This is a genomic window from Sphingomonas sp. AC435 (assembly GCF_979253005.1).
On the sequence record NZ_CEEDCJ010000014.1, the window covers coordinates 1 to 26,741 of the forward strand.

At 63.7% G+C, this 26,741-nt stretch carries 23 protein-coding genes and 2 pseudogenes; 11 read left to right on the top strand and 14 right to left on the bottom strand.

The window, feature by feature from the left end; translation table 11 throughout:
- A pseudogene (locus AC0CH8_RS17750) lies at positions 1–114 on the bottom strand (IS5/IS1182 family transposase); the annotation flags it as partial.
- A gap of 190 nt (positions 115–304) precedes the next feature.
- Here AC0CH8_RS17750 and AC0CH8_RS17755 point away from each other — a divergent pair.
- Entirely contained in the window at positions 305–1,684 is a 1,380-nt protein-coding gene (locus AC0CH8_RS17755) for a YeiH family protein (RefSeq protein ID WP_465241023.1), read from the top strand.
- Between the two features lie 273 nt (positions 1,685–1,957).
- On the opposite strand, the gene AC0CH8_RS17760 is transcribed toward AC0CH8_RS17755, so the two are convergent.
- Both AC0CH8_RS17760 and AC0CH8_RS17765 read right to left on the bottom strand, forming a co-directional pair.
- On the bottom strand, positions 1,958–2,743 hold the full coding sequence (locus AC0CH8_RS17760; protein ID WP_204199758.1) for a phosphate/phosphite/phosphonate ABC transporter substrate-binding protein: 786 nt from the start codon (positions 2,741–2,743) through the stop codon (positions 1,958–1,960).
- A 20-nt stretch (positions 2,744–2,763) separates the two neighbouring features.
- Positions 2,764–3,678, bottom strand: coding sequence for a fatty acid desaturase (locus AC0CH8_RS17765; protein WP_465241024.1), 915 nt, complete (start codon positions 3,676–3,678; stop codon positions 2,764–2,766).
- Positions 3,679–4,064: 386 nt separating this feature from the next.
- Between AC0CH8_RS17765 and AC0CH8_RS17770 the strand changes: the two genes are divergently transcribed.
- Both AC0CH8_RS17770 and AC0CH8_RS17775 read left to right on the top strand, forming a co-directional pair.
- Positions 4,065–6,470 (top strand): TonB-dependent receptor plug domain-containing protein, encoded by a 2,406-nt coding sequence (locus tag AC0CH8_RS17770; protein ID WP_239474863.1) that lies wholly within the window; start codon positions 4,065–4,067, stop codon positions 6,468–6,470.
- A 362-nt stretch (positions 6,471–6,832) separates the two neighbouring features.
- Complete coding sequence (locus AC0CH8_RS17775) at positions 6,833–7,387, top strand: 3'-5' exonuclease (protein ID WP_465241025.1); 555 nt, start codon at positions 6,833–6,835, stop codon at positions 7,385–7,387.
- 223 nt (positions 7,388–7,610) lie between these two features.
- Here the strand turns inward: AC0CH8_RS17775 and AC0CH8_RS17780 are convergent, their stop codons facing one another.
- The 3 genes from AC0CH8_RS17780 to AC0CH8_RS17790 are packed head-to-tail and all read right to left on the bottom strand — an operon-like array spanning position 7,611 to position 10,266.
- On the bottom strand, positions 7,611–9,344 hold the full coding sequence (locus AC0CH8_RS17780) for a recombinase family protein (protein ID WP_465241026.1): 1,734 nt from the start codon (positions 9,342–9,344) through the stop codon (positions 7,611–7,613).
- Positions 9,341–9,754, bottom strand: a complete 414-nt coding sequence (locus AC0CH8_RS17785; protein WP_465241027.1) for a DUF2924 domain-containing protein — start codon at positions 9,752–9,754, stop codon at positions 9,341–9,343. Before AC0CH8_RS17785 ends, AC0CH8_RS17780 begins: the two co-directional genes overlap by 4 nt.
- The gene (locus tag AC0CH8_RS17790) at positions 9,751–10,266 is read right to left on the bottom strand and encodes a DUF3489 domain-containing protein (protein WP_465241028.1); all 516 of its coding nucleotides are present in this window, start codon (positions 10,264–10,266) and stop codon (positions 9,751–9,753) included. The genes AC0CH8_RS17785 and AC0CH8_RS17790 overlap by 4 nt, the downstream gene beginning before the upstream one ends.
- A 380-nt stretch (positions 10,267–10,646) precedes the next feature.
- On the opposite strand from AC0CH8_RS17790, the gene AC0CH8_RS17795 reads away from it, so the two are divergent.
- Complete coding sequence (locus tag AC0CH8_RS17795; protein ID WP_465241029.1) at positions 10,647–12,554, top strand: NPCBM/NEW2 domain-containing protein; 1,908 nt, start codon at positions 10,647–10,649, stop codon at positions 12,552–12,554.
- Between the two features lie 248 nt (positions 12,555–12,802).
- Complete coding sequence (locus tag AC0CH8_RS17800) at positions 12,803–14,167, top strand: glycoside hydrolase family 43 protein (protein WP_465241030.1); 1,365 nt, start codon at positions 12,803–12,805, stop codon at positions 14,165–14,167.
- Between the two features lie 220 nt (positions 14,168–14,387).
- On the opposite strand, the gene AC0CH8_RS17805 is transcribed toward AC0CH8_RS17800, so the two are convergent.
- Positions 14,388–14,639 (bottom strand): hypothetical protein, encoded by a 252-nt coding sequence (locus tag AC0CH8_RS17805; RefSeq protein ID WP_204199749.1) that lies wholly within the window; start codon positions 14,637–14,639, stop codon positions 14,388–14,390.
- A gap of 846 nt (positions 14,640–15,485) precedes the next feature.
- On the opposite strand from AC0CH8_RS17805, the gene AC0CH8_RS17810 reads away from it, so the two are divergent.
- A complete protein-coding gene (locus AC0CH8_RS17810) occupies positions 15,486–16,484 on the top strand; it encodes a helix-turn-helix transcriptional regulator (protein ID WP_465241031.1) in 999 nt (332 codons plus the stop codon).
- 79 nt (positions 16,485–16,563) lie between these two features.
- Here AC0CH8_RS17810 and AC0CH8_RS17815 read toward each other — a convergent pair whose 3' ends face one another.
- Positions 16,564–17,178 carry a PEPxxWA-CTERM sorting domain-containing protein gene (locus AC0CH8_RS17815; RefSeq protein WP_465241032.1) on the bottom strand — a complete coding sequence of 205 codons (615 nt, stop codon included), beginning with the start codon at positions 17,176–17,178 and terminating at the stop codon, positions 16,564–16,566.
- Positions 17,179–17,600: 422 nt separating this feature from the next.
- Positions 17,601–18,317, bottom strand: coding sequence for a PEPxxWA-CTERM sorting domain-containing protein (locus AC0CH8_RS17820; RefSeq protein ID WP_465241033.1), 717 nt, complete (start codon positions 18,315–18,317; stop codon positions 17,601–17,603).
- A gap of 170 nt (positions 18,318–18,487) precedes the next feature.
- Between AC0CH8_RS17820 and AC0CH8_RS17825 the strand changes: the two are divergent.
- From AC0CH8_RS17825 to AC0CH8_RS17840, 4 genes and pseudogenes are all read left to right on the top strand, one after another.
- A pseudogene (locus tag AC0CH8_RS17825) lies at positions 18,488–18,913 on the top strand (IS6 family transposase); the annotation flags it as partial.
- Positions 18,914–19,368: 455 nt separating this feature from the next.
- Complete coding sequence (locus tag AC0CH8_RS17830; RefSeq protein ID WP_465241034.1) at positions 19,369–19,626, top strand: hypothetical protein; 258 nt, start codon at positions 19,369–19,371, stop codon at positions 19,624–19,626.
- 106 nt (positions 19,627–19,732) lie between these two features.
- Positions 19,733–21,004, top strand: coding sequence for a cation:proton antiporter (locus AC0CH8_RS17835; RefSeq protein ID WP_465241035.1), 1,272 nt, complete (start codon positions 19,733–19,735; stop codon positions 21,002–21,004).
- A 535-nt stretch (positions 21,005–21,539) separates the two neighbouring features.
- Complete coding sequence (locus AC0CH8_RS17840) at positions 21,540–22,172, top strand: NF038120 family PEP-CTERM protein (RefSeq protein WP_465241036.1); 633 nt, start codon at positions 21,540–21,542, stop codon at positions 22,170–22,172.
- Positions 22,173–22,261: 89 nt separating this feature from the next.
- On the opposite strand, the gene AC0CH8_RS17845 is transcribed toward AC0CH8_RS17840, so the two are convergent.
- Both AC0CH8_RS17845 and AC0CH8_RS17850 read right to left on the bottom strand, forming a co-directional pair.
- Entirely contained in the window at positions 22,262–22,453 is a 192-nt protein-coding gene (locus tag AC0CH8_RS17845; protein WP_465241037.1) for a hypothetical protein, read from the bottom strand.
- Between the two features lie 130 nt (positions 22,454–22,583).
- Positions 22,584–22,769 (bottom strand): hypothetical protein, encoded by a 186-nt coding sequence (locus AC0CH8_RS17850; RefSeq protein WP_465241038.1) that lies wholly within the window; start codon positions 22,767–22,769, stop codon positions 22,584–22,586.
- A 139-nt stretch (positions 22,770–22,908) separates the two neighbouring features.
- On the opposite strand from AC0CH8_RS17850, the gene AC0CH8_RS17855 reads away from it, so the two are divergent.
- The gene (locus AC0CH8_RS17855; protein WP_211534557.1) at positions 22,909–23,139 is read left to right on the top strand and encodes a hypothetical protein; all 231 of its coding nucleotides are present in this window, start codon (positions 22,909–22,911) and stop codon (positions 23,137–23,139) included.
- Positions 23,140–23,445: 306 nt separating this feature from the next.
- Here the strand turns inward: AC0CH8_RS17855 and AC0CH8_RS17860 are convergent, their stop codons facing one another.
- Genes AC0CH8_RS17860 through AC0CH8_RS17870 form a run of 3 tightly spaced genes read right to left on the bottom strand, consistent with a single transcriptional unit; the run spans position 23,446 to position 26,741 of the window.
- Complete coding sequence (locus AC0CH8_RS17860; protein WP_239474857.1) at positions 23,446–24,438, bottom strand: type II secretion system F family protein; 993 nt, start codon at positions 24,436–24,438, stop codon at positions 23,446–23,448.
- A 10-nt stretch (positions 24,439–24,448) separates the two neighbouring features.
- Positions 24,449–25,420, bottom strand: coding sequence for a type II secretion system F family protein (locus AC0CH8_RS17865; protein ID WP_465241039.1), 972 nt, complete (start codon positions 25,418–25,420; stop codon positions 24,449–24,451).
- A 25-nt stretch (positions 25,421–25,445) separates the two neighbouring features.
- Entirely contained in the window at positions 25,446–26,741 is a 1,296-nt protein-coding gene (locus AC0CH8_RS17870; protein ID WP_465241040.1) for an AAA family ATPase, read from the bottom strand.

The window sequence follows — 26,741 nt, forward strand, 5'->3', positions numbered from 1 at the left end:
GACGATGCCACTCAGCACCCGCCGGTCATCGACCCGCGGCTTGCCATGGCTCTTGGGGAAGTACGGCTGCAGGCGCGCCATCTGCTCATCCGTCAACCAGTACAGGTCGCTCATCCACGCTCTCCTCACGGAGCATGAATCAGATCGCGGCGCTCCCCTCAATGGGTCCTGACCCTAAGGCGGCGTTGCCTGGCGAAGGACGGCTCAACCTTCCTGAATGTCTCGGCTCTTGGTTGCCCTGCCGCTGGATCTAGGCTTCGTATCAACGAGATCAAAACCGCAGCAACTGCCTGAGGAGCTCGCCATGACGGACACTACCGCTGCTCCCCACCCCAATTTCTGGCGCGAGCTGTGGCGGAAGGAGGACTGGTGGGCGATCTGGATCGGCGTCGCGGTGGTGGTGATGGCGATCGCGCTGTTCTCCAGTGGGGCAAGTCTGCGCTGGCTGGCGGTAACACCACCGAAATGGTCGAGCCTTGTGCAGGTTGGCGCCGATATGACGGCCAACTGGTCTCGCTACCTGGCCCAATTTATCTTCTGGCTGGTGGCATTCTCTATTCCGCTCAAGGCGCTCGGCTTTAGATCACGAGATTTCGTCCTTGCGTTCGCGCTGCTCTATGCAACCGCATGGGTCGTCTTCGTCGCCGGCCAGTGGGACAAGGCTACGGCTTATAACCTCGAGCCCCCGCTGCTCGCGCTCTTCCTTGGGCTGGTTGCAGCCAATCTGCTGCGTCTGCCGCGCTGGCTTGATGCCGGTTTCCGCGGCGAGCTCTACGTCAAAACCGGGATTGTGCTGCTAGGCGCCACCGTGCCGCTGTCACTTATTGCCCTGGCCGGGCCGATCGCCATTGTTCAGGCGTCGATCGTCTCGGTAGTTACCTTCAGTGTCATCTTCCTCGTTGCCAGGCGGCTCGGTCTCGAGCGTCCCTTCGCCGCTACGCTGGGAGTTGGCGGCGCGGTTTGCGGTGTCTCCGCTGCCATTGCGGTAGCAGCCGCTGTGGGGGCGAAGAAGGAGGAGACGGCCGTCACCATCTCGACGGTGGTGCTTTGGGCCATTGTGATGATCTTCGTGTTGCCCTTCGCGTCGCGCGCCCTCAGTCTTCCGACGGGAGTTGCAGGGGCCTGGATCGGAACCTCGGAGTTCGCCGATGCAGCAGGTATCGCTGCGGCTCAGGCTTATGGCGGCCTCGCAGGCAAATTCCCCGGCATCGCGGGCACGGCGGATCAGGCTGTACAAGCCTTTACGTTGGTGAAGGTTGTCGGCCGGGACGTTTGGATTGGGATCTGGGCTGTCGCGCTTGCCATCGTGTCGACGACACGCTGGGAGAGGCAGTCAGCTGGCAGCGCACCGGACGCACGGGAGATCTGGCGGCGTTTTCCCAAGTTCGTGCTGGGCTTCTTCATCACGTCCGCGATCGTCACCGCAGCGACTGCAAGCTACTCGCTTGCTCAGTACAATACCATCGCATCACCCGGGTTCATCGCGCCCGTCAAGGATCTGCGTACCTGGTGCTTTATCTTCTGCTTCCTCTCTATCGGACTCACCACACGCTTCCGCGACTTGGCAGCAGCAGGGCGCAAACCACTAATAGCCTTCACCGCGGGGGTGGCAGTCAATATTATCCTGGGGTACGTTTTATCTGTCCATGTATTCGGATGGCATTGGGAGACGCTCGGGCAGTGACGCTCATGTCCATATGGTCCGCTGTTTGCGCTTCGTTTGCAACGGGTGAAGCCGGGTGTGGACCGTGTCGACACTATCGCCTTGACCCAGCGGAGATCGAGGCGTCGCTTCCCGGGCTTGCAGTACTCGCGTCAGCGCATGCATCGACCTGGGCGGGCAGCGGACTGTGCCTGCACCACCAAAGCCTGAGTAACGGCAAACGCCGGTGTTCGGCCTTTGTCGTATCCGGTAAGAAGTGACGGCCTTACCGTTAGCGAAGCCAACCAGCTTCCGTCAGCGTAACAAAGGGTATCCGAGCTTCGACGCTTGAAGAGAGAGAGATGCCAGCGGCGTCAGGATGTCCTCGGACCTGATCGCGGCGCCGATGAGGAAGAGTGCGTCCCGCGCGTCCGCAAGCGCCGGGTCTGCCAGCGCTGCAAGCACCGCTTGTTGCAGCACCGCGCGCGTCGCCTCGTCCGTGGTTGCCGCAGTAACCAGCGGCAACGTCGGCGACGGTGCCGTCATCTGGAGGATGCGCAACTGGTCGGTAAGATCGGGCTCGTACCGGTCGAGCGCGGCGAAGGTCACGGAGTCGATCGCGGCAACATCGACGTCACCCGATGCGACGGCCAGCGCGCTGGCACGGTGCGATCCCGTATGCTCGACCGCAGCGAAGAAGGCTTGAGCGTTTGCGATCGGCGCAATTGCTGCACGGAACAGGTTCATGCCCGTGTTCGAGGCAGGATCGTTGATCGCGGCGCGACGGCCGCGCAGATCGCCTAGTCCGAACGCCTGATCATTGTGACGGACGACGATCAGGCTGTGGTGGGTACTGCCCCTGCAGGCAGGGCATTCATAGACTGGCAGCGCGACGATTCTTAGCGGTAGCGTCGCGTCAGTGATCATCGGGTAGCCGCACGCCTGTCCGAGGATTAGCTCAGGATCGCGCCAGATGGCGTCTAGGTCGCGGTCGCGGTCTAACGTGGCTGGCAGGTCGGCAACCCCGCTACGCCGCAATTCATCGGCGATCCTTGCCCACAGCGCGTCGTTGGCCAAACGCTGCGCGGGATGATCGTACATGCCCAAGGACGCGCACCGGGTCACGGACGTTCGCGGTCCGGTCGGTGACCGGGATGGACGATGGCGTCGTGCGCCCGGAACGCAAACCGGCGAACGACATCGCCATAGCCGGCATAGACGATCGCACCTTCGCCGATCTGCCGGGTCCGCTGGCTCCGGTAATAAGCGGGCAACTGATACCAGGCGAGCTGCGGTCGTTCGTGATGCGAGACGTGGAGATTGTTATTGAGGAACAGCAGGGCGAGGGCCCCACGATGCTCGACGATTGCCGCACGCGCCCGGCTGGTGAGGTCAGCACGATGCTCGGCATGCGCACGCAACGCCGTCAGCGCCATGCCGGGATAAACGAAGACGAGGATGTAGTGCCCCAGCCCCATCCCGACATGGTCCAGCCAGGCGATCAGCGCGGCCACTCCGACGAGATGAGGCAGCCAGTCCCGCGCCACCCGACCGGGCTTCCGCACACCACGCCGTGCTTCGTCGATCGCAAACCGGCCGATCGTGATCGGTGGTCCGAACAACATATGCCCTAACAAGCTGGCTTGCAGCGTTGCGGCGATCCAGGTGAGCCCGCGAGAACGATCGACGTACCGGGACTCCGGGTCGGCGCGGGGATCAGTGATGGCGTGGCTGCCGTGATGGGCGATATGGCTCCGGCGGTAGATCGCATAAGGTAGCCATAGCGCCAGCGGCGGAAACCCGATCGCTGAATTGAGGCGCCGACTGCGCGTCGGGTGACCATGGATCGTTTCGTGCTGGAGCGATCCCTGCCAAGCGATGATCCAGCCACCGGCGAGGATTATGAGCGGCGTCGGAATTGCCGCGTGACACCGGGTTGCGATCAGCCAACCGCTATAGATCGTGACCGCGACCGCCATCGTCGGCCACTCCATCAGTGGTCCGGCTCGTTCACGATTGGTCGGATATCCTGTCATGTCCGGGTCCATCCTTCCGAGCACAAGATACTCCACCCGGTTAGTCGGATATCCAACTCCACGCATCTTTGTGCCGGACAAGAGCTGCTATCGAAGGCGCCAATCGCCGGTGGCGGGCCGCTGCGGCCGATGCCCGCTCGGCGCTCCCCTGTTGCGATCGACGCAATGTAGATCAGCAACTTAGGCCTGGCGCGTTTGCGGAAATCCCGGTGCGATGTGCAAGCGGGGGATGCTGAAGCTACGCTTGCTGCGCCGCAAAAAACCATGGCTTCTAATTCCCACTGCGGAAGTCGAATAAAGCTGGGCACGGTTCAAGGGACTCCGCTTTGCCTTACTCGCGTTACATCCTGCTCGTCACCGCGTCGCTGCTCGCGACGGCAATCGCCATGCCTGCGTTCGCGCAGACGGTTTCGCCGGCTTCGGAAGGCGTAGCGGACAGTGCTGCGGCTGCCTCGCCGGGTACGGACCCTGCCGTCGTTCCGCAGGAGGACGACGAGATTATCGTGACCGGGACGCGTGCACCAGGACGCAGCCGGCTCGACAGCGTGTCGCCGGTTGACGTTCTCAGCGGCGACGCCTTGCGGGCGCAGGGAACAACGGAACTCGCCGATGCGCTGGCGACCGTCGCGCCGTCGATCGATTTCCCGCGGCAGGCGGCCGTCGATGGTACCGACGCGATCCGACCCGCGACCTTGCGTGGTCTCTCGCCGGATCAGACGCTGGTCCTGATCAATGGCAACCGCGCCCACCCCTCGGCGCTGCTCAACATCAACGGCTCGGTCGGTCGTGGCTCGGCGGCAGTCGACCTCAACACGATCCCGACTGTTGCGCTCGACCGGGTCGAGGTGCTGCGGGAGGGGGCGTCCGCGCAATACGGGTCGGACGCAATTGCCGGCGTCGTCAACCTGCGCCTGCGCGAAGCGCGCTCCGGCGGAGGCGGATCGGTAACCTTCGGCCAGTTCGTGACCAGCTATGACGCAGCACGCATTTCCCGTGACGCGCGCGACGGCGAGTCGCTGACCGTCAGCGGCTGGCAGGGCTTCGGACTGGGTGCCGACGGTTTCCTGACCGTGTCAGGGGAATATGTCACGCGTCAGCCGACCAACCGCGCCGATCTTGACCCGCGTGGTCCCGCGCCCCTGCGCATTCGGGCTCGTTTTGGCGACCCGGAGGTCGAGCAGGGGACAGGGTACGTCAACGCCGCCGTGCCGCTGGGCGATGGCGGCTGGACCGCCTATGCCAATGGCGGGTTCCAGCTGCGCGATAGCGAGAGCGCGGCATTCCCGCGGGTTGTCGGGGCTGGCAACGCCAATGCGGAGGCGGTGAGCGGGCTCTATTCCGGCGGATTCCTGCCGCTGATCGCCACGCGGTCGAAGGATTACAACGCGACCGGCGGCGTGCGCGGCGAACTCGGCGGATGGAACGTCGATCTGAGCGCGACCTATGGCCGCAACACCATCAATTTCGCCACGCGCAACTCGGCGAATGCGACCTATGGCAATGCGACGCTGACCGATTTCGATTCCGGCCGGCTGAATTACGACCAGTTCGTCGCCGGCCTGGACGTCGCGCGCGAATACAGCTTCGGTCCGGCTGTCATCAACTTTGCCGCGGGCGGGGAGTATCGGCGCGAGGGGTTCAAGATCGGTGCAGGCGAGCCCGAAAGCTACAACCGGGCACCGGGTGCCGCCGCCAATCTGGGATCCGGTGCGCAGGGGTTCCTCGGCTTCCAGCCGGCCAACGAGGTCGACGTCCATCGCAGCAACGGCAGCATCTACGGCGATGTTGAGGCGCGGCTTTGGGATCGCCTGACGATCGGCGTCGCCGCCCGGGGGGAAAGCTATTCGGACTTCGGCGAGACCGCGACCGGCAAGGTCTCGGCCCGCTACGATATCGCGCCGTGGCTGGCGTTTCGCGGATCGATCTCGACCGGTTTCCGCGCCCCGTCGCTCCAGCAACAATTCTATACGTCGACGCAGACGCTGGTCACCGGCAACCAGATCCTCGAAACCGGGCTGTATCCCGTCTCCAGCGACATCGCCCGCGCACTGGGGGCGCTGCCGCTCGATCCAGAAAAGTCACGTCAATATTCTTTGGGTACGGTCATCCGCGCCGGCGGCTTCAGCCTGACCGTCGACGCCTACCGCATCCGCATCCGTGATCAGATCGCGCTGTCGGAGAACATCCAGGCGGCGGCGAGCCCCGCCGTCGCGTCGCTGCTGGCACCGTTCGGCGTTCAGGCGGCGCGCTTCTTCATCAACGGCATCACCACCACGACCAAGGGGCTGGATGTCGTGGCGGCCTATACGCTGCGCACCGGTACGCTCGGCAGCTTCGCGCTCAGTGCGGCGGCCAACCTCAACGACATCAAGGTCAACCGCATACCGACCTCGACTGCCACGCTGGACCCGGCGCCCAGCCTGTTCGGTCGCAACCGCATCCTGACAATCGAGGACGGCACGCCGGGGACCAAGCTGGTCGGTTCGGTCGACTGGCGGCTGGAGGATCTGGGCGTGACGCTGCGCGCGATCCACTATGGCAACGTGCTGCAGCCGGGCACGACTGCCGCGAGCGACATCGACACCGGACGACACACGCTGGTCGATCTGGAGGCGCGGTACCGGTTCAACGACAGCGTGGCGCTGGCGATCGGCGCGGACAACCTGTTCGATGTCTATCCGGCCACCTCGCCGGCCGCTCTCAACAACAACGGCGTGACGGCGTTTCCCTATTACTCGCCGTTCGGCTTCAACGGCCGCCAGATTTACGGCCGCTTGAACTTAAATTGGTAGCAGGCTTCACCGGTATGGAGGGTTGCGCAAGTCGGCACCGCCGGGCTTCCAGCCTTCCTTGTCGATCAACCGCTGCCGCCATCAGGTGATTTGCCAGCCGAATATTTCGTTTCCCGAACTCAATGGGAAACATCTATCGCGACGATGAACGGGCGCCCGAAGTTGGGTCACACCTTATCGTCGTTGGAATGCAGGCAGTCTCGATCGTGCGTCAGGGTGCTGTCAAAGCAAACGAACAAGCCGAGACGGAGTAGGGAGTAACGGCTCCTCAGCGTCTTGGGCTATCCATATCCATCTTATGTCGCGCCGCCGACTGAACACGCCACTTGCTCGGGTGATGAGCGCACGCCACTACGCCGCACATGAAGGTTTTTCTCGACTTTGAGGCGTCTTCGCTGGCCAGGAACAGCTATCCCATCGAGGTCGCCTGGGTGTTCCAGGATGGTCGGAGTGAGACGCACCTGATCGCACCAGCAGCAGACTGGACCGACTGGGACGAGGAGTCGCAGGCGATCCACGGCATCACGCGCGACACTCTCGTCGCGCGGGGTGAACCGGTGAGTTCGGTGGCGACACGCATGATTGAAGCGCTGACGGATCATGACCTGTTTGCCAGCGCGCCATCATGGGATGGCAAATGGCTGAGCACGCTGCTCCGGGCCGCGGGACTTCCCCGACACACGCTCCGTTTGCGCGACACGGATGAGGCATTGCGGGAGACGGCTTCGGACATCCTGCGGGCTGTCATAACGCCAGCTAAGCTCGACGCCGAGGTCCACATCATCGTTGCACATTCCGCAGTCGGCGACGATGTCGTTCCCGCGCACCGCGCGTTGCAAGATGCGCAAGGAGAACATGCTCGCTGGCTGCGCGTCCAGGCGGCGGCGCGCTTACGTGCCCCAGAACAGCCAAGGTAGCTGACTGTGCTGCCACCTTCCTGCTAGTTGGCGCCTATGCTGAAAATACGAAATCGGAGGCGAACAGCGAGGATTGAGCAAGCAGTTGCTCAAGTCGCTGACATCCATGCTTCTATTGCCCTGTTAAACGATGAGGATCTCCTGGATCTCGCCGATATCTTTGTGGAAGCTCCACCATCGACGCTGAAGGGTATAGCGGCGGCCGAAATGCGGAAGCGCAACATCAGGTTGTGACAGAGTGGCCCATCGACCGCATGGATGGTCGGACGCCTGTCTGGCCATCATGTGGCAACACCGCCGCCACCTGCTCCGCCCAGAGCGCTGGCATTGCGCCGGTGGCAGTCAGCGTTGCCCCATCCACACCAGCCCTGATGTTGCCGGCAAGGATCGCCTCCACGACCGCCGGTGCCAGGAACGCCAGCCGCAGCACCCGGGTGACATAACCCGCCTGCACGCTCTCGCGGGCAGCGAGCGCGCTGACATCAAGCTCGCCAGCCTTGAGGATGCTCCACCAGCGCCGCGCCTTGAGGATGAGGCGGACGAGCGATCCGTTCGCGGTCGCGGTCACGCCGCTGCCACTGGCATGCACCAGCCGCATGACGCGCCCTGAACGGGTGAGGCGCACCTCCGAGCGGATGGTGATGCTTTCCGATGTTGTGGCGGTGGGAAGCTGGAGAGCGGCAGCGATAGCCGCGGTATCGCAGACCAGATCGATGCGCCCGTCATGGATCTGCACCGAGGTGACGATGCTGCGGGTGGCGTCCTTCAGGATAGCAGGCGTGCCACTGGCAATCGCGTCGGCTTTCGCTGCCGCGGCGGCAAAGCTGTCGGGCGTCAGCTCGAGCTGCGCGGCAGCAGCAAGCTCGACCGGGTCGGCAAACAGCTCGGCGATCCGCCGGGTGACGGCAGCTTCCAGCTCCGTTGCGGGCACGCGCAGCCCGGTGTCGCTGGAGCCGGTCTGCAGGTCACGACTGACATAGTAGCGGTAGCGGGCCTTCCCCCTGGCGGCATGGGTGGCGACCAGCGGCTGCCCCTGCGCATCCACCACCCGGCCCGCCAGCAGGCTGGCGGCTGCCCGGCCACCGCGGCGCTGCTCGCCCTGCCGGTTGTCGGTGAGCTTTGCCTGCACCGCGTCCCACATGTCGCGCGCGATGATCGGCGCATGGAGGCCGGCGTGGACGCGTCCCTGATGGTGGATCTCGCCGACGTACGTCGCACAGCGCAGGATCGAGTAGAGGTTGCCACGCGAGAAGCGGACACCGCCAAATGTCTTGCCACCGAGGGTGGTGCGGACCGGCGCGCGGATGCCGCGCTGCTCCAGTTCCTCTGACAGGCTGCGCACCGAGCCAAGCGCCAGATAGCGCGCGTAGATGTGCCGGATGATGGCGGCATGCTCCTGGACGATTCTGAGGGATCGTCCATCAGGCGCGTAGCCAAGCGGCGGCGTACCGCCCATCCACATGCCCCGGGCCTTCGAGGCGGCGATCTTGTCGCGAATGCGCTCGGCGGTGACCTCCCGCTCGAGCTGGGCAAAGGAGAGCAGCATGTTGAGGGTAAGCCGCCCCATGCTGGTGGTGGTGTTGAACGACTGGGTGACCGAGACAAAGCTGGTGCCGGCGGCATCGAAGGCCTCCACCAGCTTCGAGAAGTCGAGCAGCGAGCGCGTCAGCCGGTCGACCTTGTAGACGACGATGATGTCGATCTCGCCGCCTGCGACATCGGCCAGCAGCCGCTGCAGGGCAGGGCGGGCGAGCGTCCCGCCCGAGATGCCGCCATCGTCATAGCGCTCACCGCTCAGCAGCCAGCCTTCGCTCGCCTGGCTGAGGATGTAGGCGCTGCACGCCTCTCTTTGCGCATCGAGCGAGTTGAAGTCCTGCTCCAGACCCTCCTCGCTCGACTTGCGCGTGTAGATCGCACAGCGGACCGTGGTCGCGGCTCTGCTCAGGACAGGCTTCATGCCGCGACCTTCTTCTTCAGCCCGAAGAAGGCAGGTCCGGACCAGCGGGTGCCGGTGATCGCGCGGGCGACCTCGCTCAGCGAACGATATGGCCGCTCCTCCCAGCGGACGACCCGATCCTCTCCCACCGTCACCACATGCACGCGGCCCTGCCACTCGCGCACCAGCCGCATGCCGGGGCGGGCAGGGGCGGTCAGCGTCTCGCCGCGGCCGAGCTGGTCGAGCGTGCGCGTGGTCGCCCGCGACAGGCCGCCGAAGCTGCGCGCCTGCAGCTCCCACGCAAGCGCCAATCGTAGCAGCTTCGGGCTGATCCGCGGCACCGGGCTGCCGGTCAGCGCGGACCACCGCTCGCGCAGGGCCGCCGAGGACAGCGCCTCCAGCGCGGCGATCTCCGCATCGACGCTGCTCATGCTGCGGCCGCCGCAGCGTCGATGCGGTAGCAGGTCGCGCCATCGCGGCTGTACCGCACGATGGTGTGGCCCTTCTTGCGCAGGCCGGTCAGCGCAGCGCGGGTGGTGTGCGGCAGCCAGCCGGTGGCGGTGATCAGCTCCGGCAGCGTTGCGCCGGTGGGCTGGGATAGCAGTGCCACCACGGTGCCGGCTTTGGTGATCCGTGGTGCGGCAGCAGCAGGCTCAGGCGATGGCGGCTGCGCCGCGCCTTGCTCGCCATCGACAATGCCGATGGCGGCAAGCCCCGAAGCAGTAGCGAAAATGCCGTAGCGGACCTCAGCGTCGGTGCGGTGCACTGCACCCGGCTCTTGGGTCTCGCGCTCTTCCACGTAGCCGGCGCTAACAAGCGCGGCGATGGCCCTGGTGATGCCGCCGCCGCGACGCAGCGTCGGCGGCAGGGGATACAGGCTGGCGGTCTCGTTCTGAGCGGCGTGGGTCAGCAGGATGGCCTGCGTGTCGCTGAGTTTTGGCATGGTGGTGTTCCTCGGCTCGCAGCGGCTCCAGTGCCGCTGCCACCACCTGCAGCCCTGTCGGTCACGCCGATCAGGGCTCTGGCTCGCGCGCCCTCGCTGCGCATCCGAGTCGAGCATCCTGTCGCTCTGGTGCGGACTGAAGTCGAGCGGCGTTGATCAGCATGGATAACGATCGCTCCTCAAAGAACTAAGTGCACGCTCTGTACCAAACGGATCCAGACGATCTGGGGCGGTCGTCAGGGCAACAGCGGGCAGGGATAGGGGGCGTGGAGAAGGATCGTGAGGAAGGGCTGCCGCCAGAATATTCTGAGCGCTGGCGATCATCATGGAAGCGGGGGTATGTCGGCCCGAGGCCAAACGAGGCCAAACGAGGGAGGCCTATGAGACTGAGCAAGACGACGGCGGCCGTGTTCACTGCGATGATGGCGCTGCCCGTCGTCTCGGCGCAGGCGCAGCAGGACACACTTGCGCCCACGGGGCGGTGGAGCACCTACACCGCGGGACGGGCGCAAACCCCGCCGATGGGCTGGAGCAGCTGGAACGCGTTTGCGACAGACATCGACGAAAGCAAGATACTCGGGTCCGCGGAGGCGCTGGTCCGGGACGGACTGGCTGCCAAGGGCTATCGCTACGTCAACATCGACGATGGCTGGGCGCTGCAACGCCGCGTTCGTGACGGTGCGCTGATCATCCGTCCCGGGCGTTTTCCGATCACGGTGCAATCCAACGCCGACGCATCTTTCCGTCCGCTGACGGACAGGCTGCATGGGATGGGGCTCAAGGCGGGTATCTACTCGGATCTCGGGCGCAACACCTGCTCTCAAGCCTATTCCCCCAACGATACCGATCTCCCGAAGGGTTCGGTGCTCGAGCGCGAGATCGGCTTGTACGGGCACATCGATCATGACATCGACCTCTTCTTCGCCAAATGGGGATTCGACTTCATCAAGGTCGATGGCTGCGGCCTGCGCGCCTTCGGTGCGGACGCGGAGAAGGTACGTTCCGGCAAATACCGCGCTTTGCCCCCGATCCTGAACATGGACTTCGTAAACCGGTCGGATATTCCCGCCGTGCAGGCGCTGTTCGGTCAGATCAACGCGGCGCTGGCCCGTGACAATCCAGACGGCGATTATCTCCTGTCCCTGTGCATCTGGGGAGCCGCCGACGTGAGGTCGTGGGGCAAGAACGTCGGCAACATCTCGCGCACCAGTGACGACATCAATCCGAGCTGGGGTCGTATGCTGACCAACTTCGACACCGCCGCGAAGCGGGCATTCTACGCCCATCCCGGTTCCTGGAACGACCCCGACATGTTGTTCATCGGCAAGGGAGATTTCGACGCTGATCATCTCACGGAGGCTCGTTCGCACATGACGATGTGGGCGATGATCAACGCTCCGCTGATGATCGGCATGGACTTGCGGCAGGCGTCCAGATCGCTGCTCGACATCTTCGGCAATGCGCAGGTTATCGCGCTCGATCAGGATCCCGCGGGGCATCAGGCGATCGTCGCGTTCGACAGCGACGACGTACAGATCTTCGTCAAGACGCTCTCCACGGGCGAAAAGGCTGTCGCGATCTTCAATCGTGGCGCGGCCTCGCTGGACGTCGACCTCACCGCTGCGCAGATGAAGTTTCGCGACGATGCCGACGTGAAGCTCGTGGACTTGTGGAGCGGGGAGCGACGCAGCTTCCGGGCGACGACGAAGCTCAAGATCCAGGGGCATCAAACGCTGCTGTTCCGGGCGAACGGCACGCGTGTCCTGACGGACGGGCTCTACCTTTCCGAGCAGCCCGGCAACGTTAATCCGGCGGTCGACGGGGTGGTCGAGCCAATGCCCGACCCGACGATTCACCGGTCGGCGACTGGCTGGCAAGGCACCCGGGGTACGGGTGAGGGGCCGATCTACGCCGGCTGGGGCGGTGCCCAAGCCGACCGTGCTCCTTTTGGCGAAGTGCTGGCGATCAAGGGGGCGCGGTTCGACACGGGAGTCGGCGTTCTGGCCAATTCACGCCTGGAGGTCCGCAACCAGGGCTACCGCCGCTTCACAGCTGTGGTCGGAATCAATGACTCGGCGCGCGATACGAAGCGGGCGGCAACGTTCGCCGTCTACGGGGATGGCAAGCTCCTGGCGACAAGCCGGGCCCTGAAGTGGGGTGATCCCGGGCAGTTGATCTCAGCCGACGTCACGGGCGTCAGGATCGTTGAACTCGTTACCCGCGCTAACGGGAGCAATGCTGCGCCTTTACCCACAAGCTGGGCCGATGCGGCGTTGATGAAACGGTGAGCGGGAACGCCGCGCGAAGCCGGTTAAACTTCGGGTGTTTTTCAGCCGCCTGCTCGATAGACGGTGAAGGGCGTTCGCGATGGATCGTCGGGCCGGGTTGATTGGCATGATCGTGACAGATACCGCGACCCGCGTAGCTCCATCATATCATATAGCAACAGTTTGAGCTCGGCCTTGAGCAGCGTTCAGGCTAGTGGTTGCGTCCAGTCAGAGCGATCAGGTGGTGGATGGCGAGAAGAACGATCCTGATGGTTGCTATGGCAGTCGCATGCCTGTCGGGTGCGCCGAGTACCGTTCGTGCCGAGAACCCGATCATCCAGACCCGTTTCACGGCGGACCCGGCTCCGATGGTCCATGACGGCGTGGTGTACCTCTACACCAGCCATGACGAGGACGACGCGGACGGATTCAGGATGCTCGACTGGCGCCTGTACAGCTCGACCGACATGGCGAACTGGACCGATCGCGGCGTAGTCGCGTCGCTGAATACGTTCCCGTGGGCGGTGCAGACCAACGACGCGTGGGCGCCGCAGGTGATTGCACGAGGCGGCAAGTTCTACCTCTATGCTCCCATCAGCATCGCCGGATCGCCGAAGAACGTCATCGCCGTCGCGGTTGCCGACCATCCGGCCGGGCCGTTCCGCGACGCGCTGGGCAAGCCGCTGGTTGGTCCCGCCGATGGCTATTTCGATCCCACCGTCTGGATCGACAAGGACGGGCAAGCCTATCTCTATTGGGGCAATCCCGACCTCTGGTACGTCAAGCTCAACAAGGACATGACCTCATATTCCGGTCCGATCACGAAGGTCCAGCCGAGGATCCTCGACTATCAGGAAGGGCCGTGGTTTTACGGGCGTAGCGGCCGATACTACATGGCGTTCGCATCCACCTGCTGCTCGGAAGGCATCGGGTACGCGATGAGCGACAGCCCGACCGGGCCGTGGGTCTACATAGGCCCGATCATGGAGCATGACGCCCGGGCTACGGGTAATCATCCGGGCATCATTGACTACAAGGGCAGTTCTTATGTTTTCGGCTTCAGCTACGAGCATAATTTCGCGCTGACGCCGATCCATCATGAGCGCCGATCAGTCTCGGTCGCGCGTTTCCAATACAATGCCGATGGCACCATCCCAAATCTGAAGTGGTGGGATGTGGCGAGCGCACCGCAGGTCGGGACCCTCGATCCGTATGCACGCGTCGAGGCCGAGACGATCGCGTGGACGTCCCGGCTGAAACGTGATCGCGACCGCGACTATTCCTGGGCACCGGGCGTCACGACGGACCAGGACGACCGTGCAGGCGTGTACGTCACGCGGATCACGGACCGCAGCTACATCAAGGTTGCTGGGGTCGACTTCGGGAAAGCGGAAGCGAGAAGGTTCATGGCCAGTATCGCTAACGCGCGGCCGAACTCGTCGATCGAGCTGCACGTCGACCGCGTTGATGGTCCGGTAATCGGAGTGATGAAGGTCGCCGCTACGCGGGGGTCCGGTTGGGAGGCGCAGTCCACAGCCGTGTCCGGAGCGATCGGAATACGAGACCTGTATCTCGTATTCCGCGGCGATGGCGGGTCGATGTTCGATCTCGACTACTGGAAATTCAGCCGCTGACCTTGCGATCGGTAATCTGGGTGCTGTCAAATCAAACGCACCAGCTATCGACTAAGTACGAAGAACGTCTCCTTCAGCGTCCTGGGCCACTCCGAACTAGGTTTCTCCGGCAGCCGTATCCAGCCAATCAACGACGATTTGGGAGCCGGTGTTTCGGACGCATGCGAGCTCTTGAGCCGTGGATAGCGGTTAGTATTTCCACAAGGCGTCCGTGTGGCACCTACCTGTTTCTGCCATCGCCGGGGCTACGGTTCGTCGGCACACCGCAGACGCGCTTATCCTGCCCCTTACGAACAACGATCTTGCAACGCGTCATCCGCTTCGCCGCGTTGCCCCTCGGCTCGTTACGATATTGACGGCTGTCCGCGTACTTCACTCGCACAGGATCCTGATCGGGCACTTTGCCGTGCTGTGCGATCGCCGGCGTGGCACCTGCCAGCGCGGCGATCAGGATGAGATTGACATAGCGCATTGGTGGACCTTCCAATCGTGACGTCTGCCAACGGTTGCCTATTCATCTGGGTCCATACTGATGGCGCGTCAGGATCACCCAAGCAAAAAAACCTTGATTTCCGTATTCTTAGCGCCACCGTCGCCTTAGCTTGCCAGCCTCGTAGGCGAACACCGGCAAAAGATGCTCTGCTTCGTGAACTGTGATTGTGGCGCGCGCGCACCGCAAAGCCGGCAGCATCGCTCAACCGCTCGAAATCCGTAGAAGGTCGCGAGAACCTGCTCGGCGTGCGGCGAAATATCATGCACGATCGAAGCAAGGGTCGCGATTAGCTGCGGTCGAATGGCCTTCGGCTGACGTGAAAAAGCCGCCGGTCTTCCGACCAGCGGCTTCCCCTTGCTCCCGCCCCCGCGGGAGAAACGGCTTAGAGGATCTCTCGCCCCCGCGAGAGAACTCAGTCCGGCGAGCCGACCGTCATCCGGTCCCCCCCCCCCCGGTCGGCGCCAGTCACCGAACAAACGTCACTGTACTTCTATCGACCTGCGCAGCGATTACCGGTCAAATCCGACACCAATGATCTTGTTCTCGCCGCGGTAATTCGATGAACGCCCCAACCAGTGCGCTCAGTGCGAATATCCAACCGGCGCAGTTTCGCAACAGGGGCCATTCCGTAGAAGGTCGGTTTCGGGGGGCAATGCTGCCATTTGGGACGCCGGGCCTAGCCGGCTGGGATTCTGTGCATGCTGACCTTGTTCAGGCCGCTCGAAGCCGGGGCTCGCCATCGTAGCTGCAATCTGAAAACACCGGCTTGCGCGCGCGCCTCCTGCAAGACAGAGCCTGCCAAGAGCAAACTTCTGTGGATCTGCAATGCACAGCGACACTCGCGGTACGATCCCGATGATTGCGATGGACACATCTAACGTGCCCGAGGCCGAGCAGTTCGCCTATTGGGCCGCACACTCGCGTGGTGCTCGATTACATCAGCGTGTGCCGGGACCATTCCTTGCGCGCGGCGACCTCTGGAATCTCGGTGGTTTGCAAATCACGCTGACCGAGGTCGATCCATTTATCGCAGTCAGGGATCGCGCGCTCGTCAACGCGGTCGAGTCCGACTACCTGCAGCTGGTTCTGCTCCTTGAAGGCGGCATCACCTTCGAGACAGAAGGAAAGACGATTCAACTCAAAGCGCCCGTCGCCTTCCTGCGCGATTATGGGCAGCCTAGCACCGCGACCTCCGACCGTATGCGTTGTTTGATCTTGTACTTCTCGCGCGATTTTCTAGAGGAAGCCGTCGGCCCGGTTGCCTTTCAGGGCCCACTTGCTCCGGTTCCCGAACTGACCTTGCTGCGCGACATCGCGATGGAGATGATCCGCTTCTTCCCGGCCGCGGCTGCAAGCAGCGCACCGCTCTATGCGACGATCCTGCGCGATCTTGCCGCTGCTGCCATGGTACGCGCAGGAGCCAGCGGGCGTATCGATCGCATATCGTTGCTGGCCTCGGCCAAAGCCTATGTCGCCGCGCAGCCGCCTGGAACCTTGTCCGTTGCCGGCATCACAGCGGCGCTCGGTATCTCACGGTCGGTGGTGTATCGGCTATTCGAGCGAGAGGGCGGCCTTCTGGCCTATGATCGGATGCGCCGCCTGCGTGCCGCCCACCGCGCCATGAGCAATCCGCTGAATACGAGCACGCTGGTCGAGCTGGCCGCGCGCTATGGCTTCCGCGATCAGGCCGCGCTGCTGCGCAGTTTTCGCAAGGCTTTCGGATCCTCACCAAGCGAACTGCGGCAACGTCACGCTAGCGCGGCCTTACCGACGGACAGGACGCCGACCGACGAAATCCGTATGGCGATCGAAGGCATCGACTGAAGAAGTCGACGGCTCCTGCAGACAGCGAAGCCGCCAGCCTTCCGGCCAGCGGCTCCTCATCCCCTCTTCGGGAAACTGATCAGGCGAAGCTTACCTTGGTGCTGACCGAGCGACGACGGCGCATCGCGCCACCAACTACGCCCATACCACCGATCATCATGGCCCAAGTGGCCGGCTCAGGAACTGCGCCGGCGGTCGAAGCCGTGAGCACGAGGTTCGAGGCGCTGGTGACAAGCACGTCGCCGCGATCGGTCGCGAAAGCGGAGGTGGCTCCGTCGGTGTAAAAGTCCAGCGCCGTCGGAGCTAGGTTCGAAGTGCCATCATAATTCGCGAAACCCGCGCCGGACGTGCTGTTGAACCGGATAAAGCCGCGCTCGATGTTGCTGCTGATGAAGCCCGAGAGGTTGAACTGGCGATTGACGAAGTAGCTGATTGGAGTTGTGAAGGTGTAGGTCAGTCCACCAGCAAGGGCAGTGAAGGACGACAGCGGAACGACAGTGACGTTGTCTCCAAAGGAGAACGCGTCGTCGGTGTTACCGATACCCGTGAAAACCGCGCTGACGTCCCGGAACGGGCCGCCGTTGACGCCGGTAAAGCTGCCCGTAAGATCGTAGGTGATCGTATCAGCCGTTGCGGGAGCAGCCATCGCAACCGCACAGGCACCGGCAAGCGCGAGCATTTTGATCGTCTTCATAATTTTCCCCCTTGGCACCGAGCCGTCAGGGCAGGCGCTGACCAGGTGCCTATCTTAGGTTCAGGCTTCTGACACTGGTCTTTTAGTACTAGCTCGACCAGTTGAGTCCTTTTCTGGGCCTGATGCTTGGCCCTTCCGTTACGGCATGGGTGACAACTGGGACCCACCGCATAGGCCAGCGGGATTCTCTGCTCGGTCGCGCGACATTGCGACAAGCAGTTGGGCCGATCTTCACCTCGGCGAGAGTACATCGTCGGTGAGGTCCGGTTGGTTGAGCGCTTCGTATCGTCGGACGCACAGCACCCCGTGTATACCTTGTGCAACACTTTGCGCCGTCCGGCCGGCCCTACCGCAAACACTGAAAAGCCGCCGATCACCCGATGCGATCAGCGGCTTCCTATCACCCGGGAGGGTGAAGCCTGTTAGGCGAAGCTGACGGTCGTCTTCACCGAGCGACGACGACGGAGAGCGCCGCCGGCGATGCCGACACCGGCGATCATCATCGCCCAGCTGGCCGGCTCAGGCACGGAAGACACGACGGTGAAGTTAAACCCGACCGAATCGTTGGAGTAGTTACCGGCATTGTCAAACGTGAAGCCGACCAGGTCGCCGGCATTCAGGAACAACGTCGTGAAGAACGAGCCCGAGGTGTTGCCAGCACCGATCTGGCCCAGCGCCGTGTTCGACACCGCGCCACCCGGGGCGGCGACGAAGCCGACGTTCACACCGGTCGGATTGATGTCCTGGATCGTGTACGTGCCGCGGATGTTGTAGCTGCCGGCGGTCGGCGTACGATACAGTGCAGTCAGAATAGAACCGTCCTGAGCCGGATGAATCAACAGGCGATCAGCCGGTACATTGACGGTGCCGTACTGGAACGACGGCGTGGTCGACTTCGTGAAGCCGGGGACGTCGCCGTTCGCGGCGCGCTGGAGACAGGTCGAACCGCTGATGAAGCAGTTCGTGTTGGCCGTGAAGCCCTGGAAGCCGACGTTCGGATTCGAAGTCTCGCCATAGAAGAAGCCACCGGCACCCTGGGTGCCGTTGAAGCTGGTGAAGGCATCTGCGGCATAGGCACTGCTTGGAGCGGCAACCACCGCAACAGCGGCGAGCAGCATTCTGTTGATAAGCTTGGACATATGATTCTCCCCGAAAGATTAGAGAATACAGAGGATCTCAGCGATTGACCATCGTAAACTACGGATCGTTCACCTCTGCCCCGAAATGGGCCACGGCGTCGAGATCATCGGTTTCAATGTGTGTTGCCGGCTCACTGGTCTTGAACGAGGCGTCTCGGTCGCAATGGTCTGGGCACATGCGTGGCTTCCGCCACTGGCGCTGGCACTTGGACGAGATGTACGTGAAGCTTAACGGCGAGATGGTCTACCTGTGGCGAGCCGTAGATCATGAGGGCGAGGTGCTGGAGAGCTACGTCACCAAGAGCCGGGACAAGGCGGCAGCGCTCACCTTCATGAAGAAGGCGCTGAAGCGCCACGGCTCACCAGAGGCGATCACCACCGACGGCCTGCGCTCCTACCGTGCAGCCATGAACGACCTCGGCGCCGCCGAGAAGCAGGAGATTGGCCGCTGAACCAACAACCGGCCGGAGAACTCACACCTGCCGTTCCGACGGCGAGAACGTGCGATGCTCCGGTTCAGGCAGATGAAGATGCTGCAGAAGTTCGCCTCGGTACATGCCAACGTCCACAACCACTTCAGCCTGGAGCGCCATCTCACTGTTGCCGCCCGCTAAAGTCCTGACAGGGCCTCGCAGATGATTACGTGAGCTCGTTCCGTCCGCGCTGCACCCGCCATTTCCGAAGACGTAGATGCCCAGCGACGCGGGTTTGACGGCGGTCAGGTCGCGGGGTCTGTAGACGACATGGTCGGGGAGATCCGGTCGTTCCTCGTACAGTGCGGGCGACGCGCCACTCCCCTGCTCGATCGCATGTCGCGCGGACGCCTGAAAGGGACTCAGCAGCGCCAGTCCGAGCAGCAGGATGATAGACACTTCGATCCTCCGATAGGGCCACGATCCTGAAGCGCCCGCGGGCAGACGGCGCTTCCGATCCGCACGGTGAAGCGCGGGGGCGGGCTGTGTGAACGTAGATCCTATATGATTGCGGCTTCGAAAACCCGACCCCTTATTTTTGGCCTACGGCGAACCCCGATCGGACGGTACACATCGACATGGATTTGGACGATCAGGTGCGCCGCTATTTCGGCACGGACGATCTGGCCGCCGTGCCCCGCGAGGCGTTGGCGGCGGGAATCGAGCACATGCGCGTCGATCTCGGACTGGAGCGAGGCCGATCGCGGCGGTTCGCCTTGTGGGCCCTGCTCTACATGCTGGATGCCGCGCCCGATCTCGACGTGGCGTTCGCCGATCCCGCTGACCGGGATGCCGCCAGGAACTTCATGGATCTGGCTGCCTTCGACGAAGGCTAGCCGCTGGGTGGCACCGCGGTTTAGGTGACCGATGGGGCCGTCTGCGGAACGCAGTCGTTGAGCCGTCATGCCAGCCAGCGTTTTTCCCGATCCCTATATTCTCGTCATGACCGGTGCCGGTCTGCTGATCGCGCTGGTGGCGTGGCTGCCACTGGCGTTGAAGCGCCTGCCGCTGTCACTGCCGATCGTGTGCATCGGCATCGGTGCGGGCCTGTTCCTGTTGCCGCAGGTCACGCTGCGTCCGCTACCGATGCGCTACCCGGATGTGACTGAGCGGTTTGCCGAGTTCGTCGTCATCATCGCGCTGATGGGCGCAGGCCTGAAGATCGATCGCGTGTTCGGCTGGCGACGCTGGTCGATCACCTGGCGACTGATCGCGATCACGATGCCGCTGGGTATTCTGGCGATCACTCTCCTGACGGGGTGGGCACTTGGCCTGCCGTGGGCGGTGGCGTTGCTGATCGCCGCCAGCCTCGCCCCGACCGACCCCGTCCTGGCCGCCGACGTGCAGGTCGGCCCCCCGAAAACGGGGGACGAGGACGAGGTGCGCTTCGGGCTGACCTCGGAGGCCGGGCTGAATGACGGCGCAGCCTTCCCGTTCGTGCATCTCGCTATCCTGCTGGCGGTCGCAGTACCCGCCGGCAAGCCGTGGCTGACCGAGTGGCTGACATACCGGGTGCTGTGGGAGATCGTCGGCGGGATCGCCGGAGGCTGGATCGTCGGAAGGATATTCGGCTGGCTGACGTTCCACATCCCGGCGAAGACGAAACTGGCGCGGACGGGCGACGGTTTGATCGCCCTGTCGGCAACCTTCGTGTCGTACGGCCTGACCGAGATCGTGCACGTGTACGGGTTCCTGGCGGTTTTCGTCACCGCGCTGACAGTCCGTCATACGCACCGCGAGCACGACTTCCAGGCGGACATGCATGCGATCACCGAGCAGATCGAACGGCTTGCGATGATGGTGCTGCTGATCCTGTTCGGCGGAGCGCTGGTCAGCGGTCTGCTGGCACCCGTGACGTGGACGGATGCAGGCGTCGCGCTCCTCATCCTTCTGGTGGTTCGGCCGGTCACGGGCTGGCTGGGCCTGCTCGGCCACCACGCGGATCGGGGTGAGAAGATGACGCTGGCGTTCTTCGGCATCCGCGGCGTCGGGTCGATCTACTATCTGGCGTACGGCATCAACCATATGGACGTGGCCGATCCGGAACGCCTGTGGGGAATCGTCGGGCTGGTAGTGCTGCTGTCCATCCTGCTGCACGGGCTGACGGTGACGCCGATCATGCGTTCGCTCGACGAGCGGAGAGGCGTCGACCCGGACGCGAAGGCCACGCCGCCGCCGGGGTTGCAGGGGCCGGCGGCTCAAGCGTCGCGCTGATCGGGCGAGCCGTAAACGCTGCGCGCGAGGTCAGGACGGCGTCCCGCCGGGCGCGCCGCGTGTCGCGGGCGTTCCGTGAGCCTTCATCGGCGAAGGCCAGAGCCTTGACGCGGCAGTGGGTCGGCGCGCGCGGATCTTGCGGGACGTCGATGGCGCCAGTGCAGTCTCCGCGAACCGGACGGCTCGCGAGCTCCGAGCGAACAGCGAATACGATGCGAACAGGGCGATCGCGACGAGCCGTCGCGGATGATCCGCGCTTCCCGGAAGAGGGTGGAGGTTAACGATCCATTGCTCCCCGCGAAACACTAAAATCGATGCAATAATAGATAGTTATTAACCATATTGACACGGCGGAGCATTGCCGCGAGCTATAGCGCCGCAGCCTAGCCGCATGTTTCGACCGTCCTCGCAGAAGCGTTGGCGTTGGACGATCCAGTCGAAACAGCATGGTGCACAAGAACGCCGCAGGACGTCAGAGCTGCAACCAGCAAGTCCATCAATCGCGCAAAAAGGATCGCCGATGATACGATTTTCAATGCTGGCCATTGCGGCCGCTTTCTCAGCGACAAGTGTTCAGGCAGCAACGATCGACTTCAATACACAAGCCCTCGATGGTTTCGGATCCCAAAAGTACAAGTTCAATGAAGACGGCTTTCAGGTGCAGATCGTCCCTACAAGCATCTTCGGGATGTATCTGCTGAACGATCCCTCGAAACACCTCGGCATGTGCAATCCAAGCTGTCCTTCAAATGGCACGACAGCCTATTACGGCTTGAACGAAACCAGCGTGTCGTTCTTCGGCGTGAACGGGGGGCTGTTTTCGTTGATCTCGCTCGATGCGGCGCAGACGTTTACCGGGTCGGGCAATCCCCTGACCCTCACGGTGACCGGGGTGAAGGCTGGCGCCGTCATCACCGCCACGATCTTCGCCGACCCGCAGGCGGCTGAAACATTCTCTACCTTCGCCCTTAACGACTTCGTCAATCTCTCGTCCCTGACGATCACGGGCGGCCCCGAGTTTGCACAGTTCGCCCTCGACAATGTCGTTCTGTCCGCAGGGGCCGTGCCCGAGCCCGCGTCCTGGGCGCTGATGATCGCAGGCGTCGGTGCAACGGGTGGCGCCCTGCGCCGTCGTCGCTCGGTCAGGACGACCGTCAGCTTCGCCTGACCGACTCCGTCGTCCCGGATACGCGAAGCCGCCGACCACGCATGATGGTCGGCGGCTTTCTTGCAATCCGGCCGTTGGCCTGCGCGTCGTCAGCGGCCAGACTTCGACCGCATCTCGATCGTTTGGCCCTCCGCCTGCGCCGCCGCCTGAAGCAGCCGATCGGAGGTGTCGGCTGCGGCATCCGGCGTAAACGAGGCTACCACCCCGCCCGGTCCGCTGACGAGTACCACGCCGTCGACGGCATCTACATCGGACGGCTCATCATATACGGGCTGGTTCATGGCAGTTCTCCGATCGTTACAACGCGGCAGGGGAGACAACGCCACCCAAGCAAATGGGCTTTCGCTATGATGTCGATCAAAGGAAGTCGCGGGGACGCGTGATCATGGCGGGCGCAGTCACGCGTTCCGGTCAGGCAAGATCGCCCAGCTCGTCGGCGATCTTGTCTTCCGGCGTCGGCGGCGTTGCCGCCGCGATCAGCGCAAGAAGGTTGTCTACTGTGAAGCCGCTGTCCTCGTCGATCAGATCGCCGGGGCTGTAGGATCGCGCGAATGCCTGGGCATGTTCGAGCGCGGCGGCGAGGGGGTCGTTGTCCATAGGCGGATAACGATGCGGAGCCCGCGTTGGTCGCATCCGCGAAGCGTCGTCGCCGCGATGATCGCACGCACCGGGTTGCACGGCGGCCGGGACCCACGCGTCGATGGCGCGTTATGGCGTCTCCAGTCAGGAGAGAATGATGAACGACGCCGACGCCGTGCAGACCCGTCAACGCGAAATCGCGACCGAGCACCTGCTGTTCAAGGTGATGGAGTATGTCGAGGCGCAACACCCCGGACTGCTCGATTTTCTCGAGAACAGCCTCGACCATCTGGGCGATCCTGCCAGTGACGCCACCAAGAACGACGCCGGCGTACGCACGATCGCGCAGAAGATGATCGATGGCGCACGAAAGCAAGGCACGGACTGATCCAGGCATCCGATACCTGTTCGTTGCAGGTGAGATCGTTCCGGCGGGTGGCGAGAGCGGGGCTGCCATCTTCATAGCCCGATAGGCATCCGGTGGGGAGCAGCTCGCGTTACGCTGACAGCATCTCTGGATAGGATGGCGCAAACAAAACCGAGGTTTCAGTGACCACCGCCCCCCTTCACGTCACTGTAGTGAAGGGGGGCTCGTGGTGAGGAGCACCGGTTCTCTCCTCAGAAAGACCCCAGCGTTCGCCGGGGTGACGGTTGGCCCCGGGTAACGTGAGGCGTCAGGCTATGATGGCCGGCGTCAGCCGGTCATCAGCGCGTCCTTGATCGAACAGGCGGCCGGCCCAAGGATGACGACGAACAGTACGGGCAGGATGAACAGGATCAGCGGCACCGTCATGATCGCCGGCAGCCGTGCCGCCTTTTCCTCGGCGCGCATCATGCGTTCGTTGCGGAACTCCGCGGACAGGACGCGAAGCGCCGATGCCAGGGGCGTGCCGTATTTCTCGGTCTGGACCATCGTCGTGGTGACGCCCTTCACCGCGTCCAGATCGACGCGCATCGCCAGGTTCTCGAACGCCTGACGTCGATCGGTCAGGAAGCCGAGTTCGATCGCGGTGAGCGTGAATTCCTCGCCCAGTTCGGGATAGGCGCGGCCCAGTTCGCGCGCCACGCGGTGGAACGCTGCATCGACGGTCAGGCCAGCCTCTGCGCAGATCACCAGCAGGTCGAGCGCGTCGGGCAGCCCCTTGCGGATGAGGTCGGTGCGCTTCTTGATCTTGTTGGTCAGGAAGATGTCGGGTGCCTTGTACGACAGGATGAAGGTCACCGCGACCAGCCCGTATTTCTTCAACGGCGACCAGTCTGCGAAACCGTCGGTGCCGTATACCCAGAAGACCGCCATGCCGCCGAACACGATCGGCAGGACCATGCGGCCGAAGATGACCGCGACCGCCCATTCCTTGGACCGGATGCCCGCCTGCAACAGCTTGCGTTGCGCCGCCTTGACCTGGCTGTCCTGCAACACCTTCATCGACGACAGCATCGTCTTCATGCGGTCGGCGGTGTCGTTGCGCTGGACCAGCTTTGCGCGGCGCTTCGTCGAGGCGGTGATGCCCGCCTTCAACTGCTCGCGCCGATCGTTCAGCGCCTTGACGCGCTTCGCCATCGGATCCTTGACGCTGGTCGCGGCGTAGATCGCGACCATGACCGCGAAGGCGGCGACGCCGGACAGCAACGTCGCGACCCACAGGACGTCGATGCCGAGCAGCGTTGGGCCATGAGCTGGGGTCATCATCGCTGTCCTAAATCTCGAAATTGATCATCTTGGCCATGATGAAGGCGCCGATGCTCATCCAGATCATGCCGCCGAGCCCCGCCACGATCAGCCGCTGATCGACGAAGAAGTTCTGCATGTACGTATCGTTGATCGTCCAGATCAGGCCGAAGACGACGAACGGCAGCGACCCGATGATGTAGGCGGACGCCTTGGATTCGGACGACATCGCCCGGATCTTCAACTTCATCTGGCTGCGCTTGCGCAGCACCTCCGCCAGGTTCGCGAGCGTCTCCGCCAGATTGCCACCGGTTTCGCGCTGGATGGCGATCGTGATGACGAAGAACTGGAATTCGGGGGTGCCGAGGCGATCGGCGGTGTCCTGCATCGCCGCGTCCATCGTCCGCCCGATCTTCATCTTGTCGGCGATCGCACGGAATTCCTCGCCGACGGGGCCGTCGACCTCGGCGCCCACGACCCCCATCGTCTCGCTGATCGGCAGGCCGGAGCGGAGGCCGCGAACGAGCAGTTCGATCGCGTCGGGGAACTTGGACGTGAACTTGGCGATGCGGCGTTTGATGACTTTGCCGACCACGAAATGCGGGATGCCCGCACCCATCGCCAGCCCCAGCAACAGCGCGAGCAGCAGGGGTGCGCCCTTCAGCAGCAGCAGCAGCGCGACGACACCGGTGACGCCGGCGGTCGCCATGCCGTAATTGCCGACCGTCCAGTCCTTGCCCGTCATCGCCAGCCGTTTGGCGAGGGCGGCGCGGTTGGGGAGCAGGCGGCCGACCGCGACATCCATCCTGGTGTCGCGCGAGTTCGTGATGCGGCGCAGTTTCGCGTCGACGGCGACGGCGGAGTCGCCGTGCCGTTCGCGCAGCGCACCGATGCGGCGCGCCTGCGCACGTTGAGGCGAGGGGCCGGCAAACGCCAGCGCGATCATCCCCAGGATCAAGGCACCGCCGACCGTGACGATGATTAGTGGCATCATGTCCATGACGCGCCCTTCCGCCGTTGCCGGCTTACTTCGCCTTCGCCGCGCGCTTGGTCATCAGGCCCTTGAGCCCGCCCAGCAGCGACGATCCGCCGGCCGGCTTGTCGCCCTTGCCCTTCTTGCCCTTGCCCGCATCCTTGACGTCATCGGGCACGATCGCGGTGATCGCGCGGACCAGATCGCCGATCGGCGTGACGGTCTTCGAATTCTTGCCCGCTTCGGCGACCGGCTTGCCCAGCTTGGCGGCCTGTGCGGCGAGCTTCATGTCGAGGGGCACGAGATAATCGATCTTGCGCTCGATCGAGGTTTCGAAGTCCTTGCGCGTGATCTCCGGCTGGCCGGTCCCCGCGACGCGGTTGGCGAGCACGGTGACCGAGGTGTTCGGGGCGTTGGTCTTGAACCACGAAAGCAGCCGGATCGTGTCGCGCGCCGCCGCCAGCGTCAGATCGGTGACGATGACGATCACCTGCATGTCGCTGACGAGGTGCGGATGCTGGACCAGCATGCCGCGCGGCAGGTCGACCACAGTGCATTCGAACGCCGAGCGCATCTCCTCCTGCAACTGGAAGAAGGCCGCGCCGTCCGTCATCAGCGGCTGGTTGATCGGCGCTTCGGCGGACAGCACCGCCAGCTTCTCCGACGCCTTCACCATGGCGCGCTCGATGAACAGCCCGTCGATCCGGCTGGGATTGTCGATCGCATCCGTCAGGCCGCGGCCCGGTTCCAGATCAAGGCTGAGCGCGCCGGTGCCGAAATGCACGTCGAGGTCGAGCAGCGCCGTGGTGCGCCCCTCCTTTTCCGCGAGCAGCCAAGCGATCGAGGTCGCGACCATCGACGCGCCGACGCCGCCGCGCGCACCGACGATGCCGACCGAATAATGCGGCCGGTCGACGACCGCATCGACGGGCTTGGGTGCGTTGAGCATCGCCTGGGCGTGGCTGAACGCGTCGCGCATCATGTCCGGATGCAGCGGCTTCAGCAGGTAATCCTGGATCCCGCTGGCGATCAGGTCGCGGTACAGCCGCACGTCGTTGACCTGACCCGCGGCGATGACGACCGTACCGGGTTCGCATACCTCGGCGAGAGCGTTGATGTCGTTGAGCGGATCGCCCGATTCGGCGAGATCGACGAACAGGATCTGCGGGCTGGCGGAGACCGACAGCGACTGGATCGCGTTGCGCAGCCCGCCCTTGTGGATTTTCTCCACCGACCAGCCCAGTTCGCTGACGATCGGCCGCAGCGAGTCGGCGGTCGTGTCGTCGCAGACATAGGCGAAGAAGGGATCGCGCGTGCCCACGCCGGTGGGCTTCCAGGGAGCGTTCAT

Bases quoted from the DNA above. Each gene is read 5' to 3' on its own strand.
- AC0CH8_RS17755 (WP_465241023.1), top strand. From the start codon at position 305: ATGACGGACACTACCGCTGCTCCCCACCCCAATTTCTGGCGCGAGCTG.
- AC0CH8_RS17760 (WP_204199758.1), bottom strand. From the start codon at position 2,743: ATGTACGATCATCCCGCGCAGCGTTTGGCCAACGACGCGCTGTGGGCA.
- AC0CH8_RS17765 (WP_465241024.1), bottom strand. From the start codon at position 3,678: ATGACAGGATATCCGACCAATCGTGAACGAGCCGGACCACTGATGGAG.
- AC0CH8_RS17770 (WP_239474863.1), top strand. From the start codon at position 4,065: ATGCCTGCGTTCGCGCAGACGGTTTCGCCGGCTTCGGAAGGCGTAGCG.
- AC0CH8_RS17775 (WP_465241025.1), top strand. From the start codon at position 6,833: ATGAAGGTTTTTCTCGACTTTGAGGCGTCTTCGCTGGCCAGGAACAGC.
- AC0CH8_RS17780 (WP_465241026.1), bottom strand. From the start codon at position 9,344: ATGAAGCCTGTCCTGAGCAGAGCCGCGACCACGGTCCGCTGTGCGATC.
- AC0CH8_RS17785 (WP_465241027.1), bottom strand. From the start codon at position 9,754: ATGAGCAGCGTCGATGCGGAGATCGCCGCGCTGGAGGCGCTGTCCTCG.
- AC0CH8_RS17790 (WP_465241028.1), bottom strand. From the start codon at position 10,266: ATGCCAAAACTCAGCGACACGCAGGCCATCCTGCTGACCCACGCCGCT.
- AC0CH8_RS17795 (WP_465241029.1), top strand. From the start codon at position 10,647: ATGAGACTGAGCAAGACGACGGCGGCCGTGTTCACTGCGATGATGGCG.
- AC0CH8_RS17800 (WP_465241030.1), top strand. From the start codon at position 12,803: ATGGTTGCTATGGCAGTCGCATGCCTGTCGGGTGCGCCGAGTACCGTT.
- AC0CH8_RS17805 (WP_204199749.1), bottom strand. From the start codon at position 14,639: ATGCGCTATGTCAATCTCATCCTGATCGCCGCGCTGGCAGGTGCCACG.
- AC0CH8_RS17810 (WP_465241031.1), top strand. From the start codon at position 15,486: ATGCACAGCGACACTCGCGGTACGATCCCGATGATTGCGATGGACACA.
- AC0CH8_RS17815 (WP_465241032.1), bottom strand. From the start codon at position 17,178: ATGAAGACGATCAAAATGCTCGCGCTTGCCGGTGCCTGTGCGGTTGCG.
- AC0CH8_RS17820 (WP_465241033.1), bottom strand. From the start codon at position 18,317: ATGTCCAAGCTTATCAACAGAATGCTGCTCGCCGCTGTTGCGGTGGTT.
- AC0CH8_RS17830 (WP_465241034.1), top strand. From the start codon at position 19,369: ATGGATTTGGACGATCAGGTGCGCCGCTATTTCGGCACGGACGATCTG.
- AC0CH8_RS17835 (WP_465241035.1), top strand. From the start codon at position 19,733: ATGACCGGTGCCGGTCTGCTGATCGCGCTGGTGGCGTGGCTGCCACTG.
- AC0CH8_RS17840 (WP_465241036.1), top strand. From the start codon at position 21,540: ATGCTGGCCATTGCGGCCGCTTTCTCAGCGACAAGTGTTCAGGCAGCA.
- AC0CH8_RS17845 (WP_465241037.1), bottom strand. From the start codon at position 22,453: ATGAACCAGCCCGTATATGATGAGCCGTCCGATGTAGATGCCGTCGAC.
- AC0CH8_RS17850 (WP_465241038.1), bottom strand. From the start codon at position 22,769: ATGGACAACGACCCCCTCGCCGCCGCGCTCGAACATGCCCAGGCATTC.
- AC0CH8_RS17855 (WP_211534557.1), top strand. From the start codon at position 22,909: ATGAACGACGCCGACGCCGTGCAGACCCGTCAACGCGAAATCGCGACC.
- AC0CH8_RS17860 (WP_239474857.1), bottom strand. From the start codon at position 24,438: ATGACCCCAGCTCATGGCCCAACGCTGCTCGGCATCGACGTCCTGTGG.
- AC0CH8_RS17865 (WP_465241039.1), bottom strand. From the start codon at position 25,420: ATGGACATGATGCCACTAATCATCGTCACGGTCGGCGGTGCCTTGATC.
- AC0CH8_RS17870 (WP_465241040.1), bottom strand. From the start codon at position 26,741: ATGAACGCTCCCTGGAAGCCCACCGGCGTGGGCACGCGCGATCCCTTC.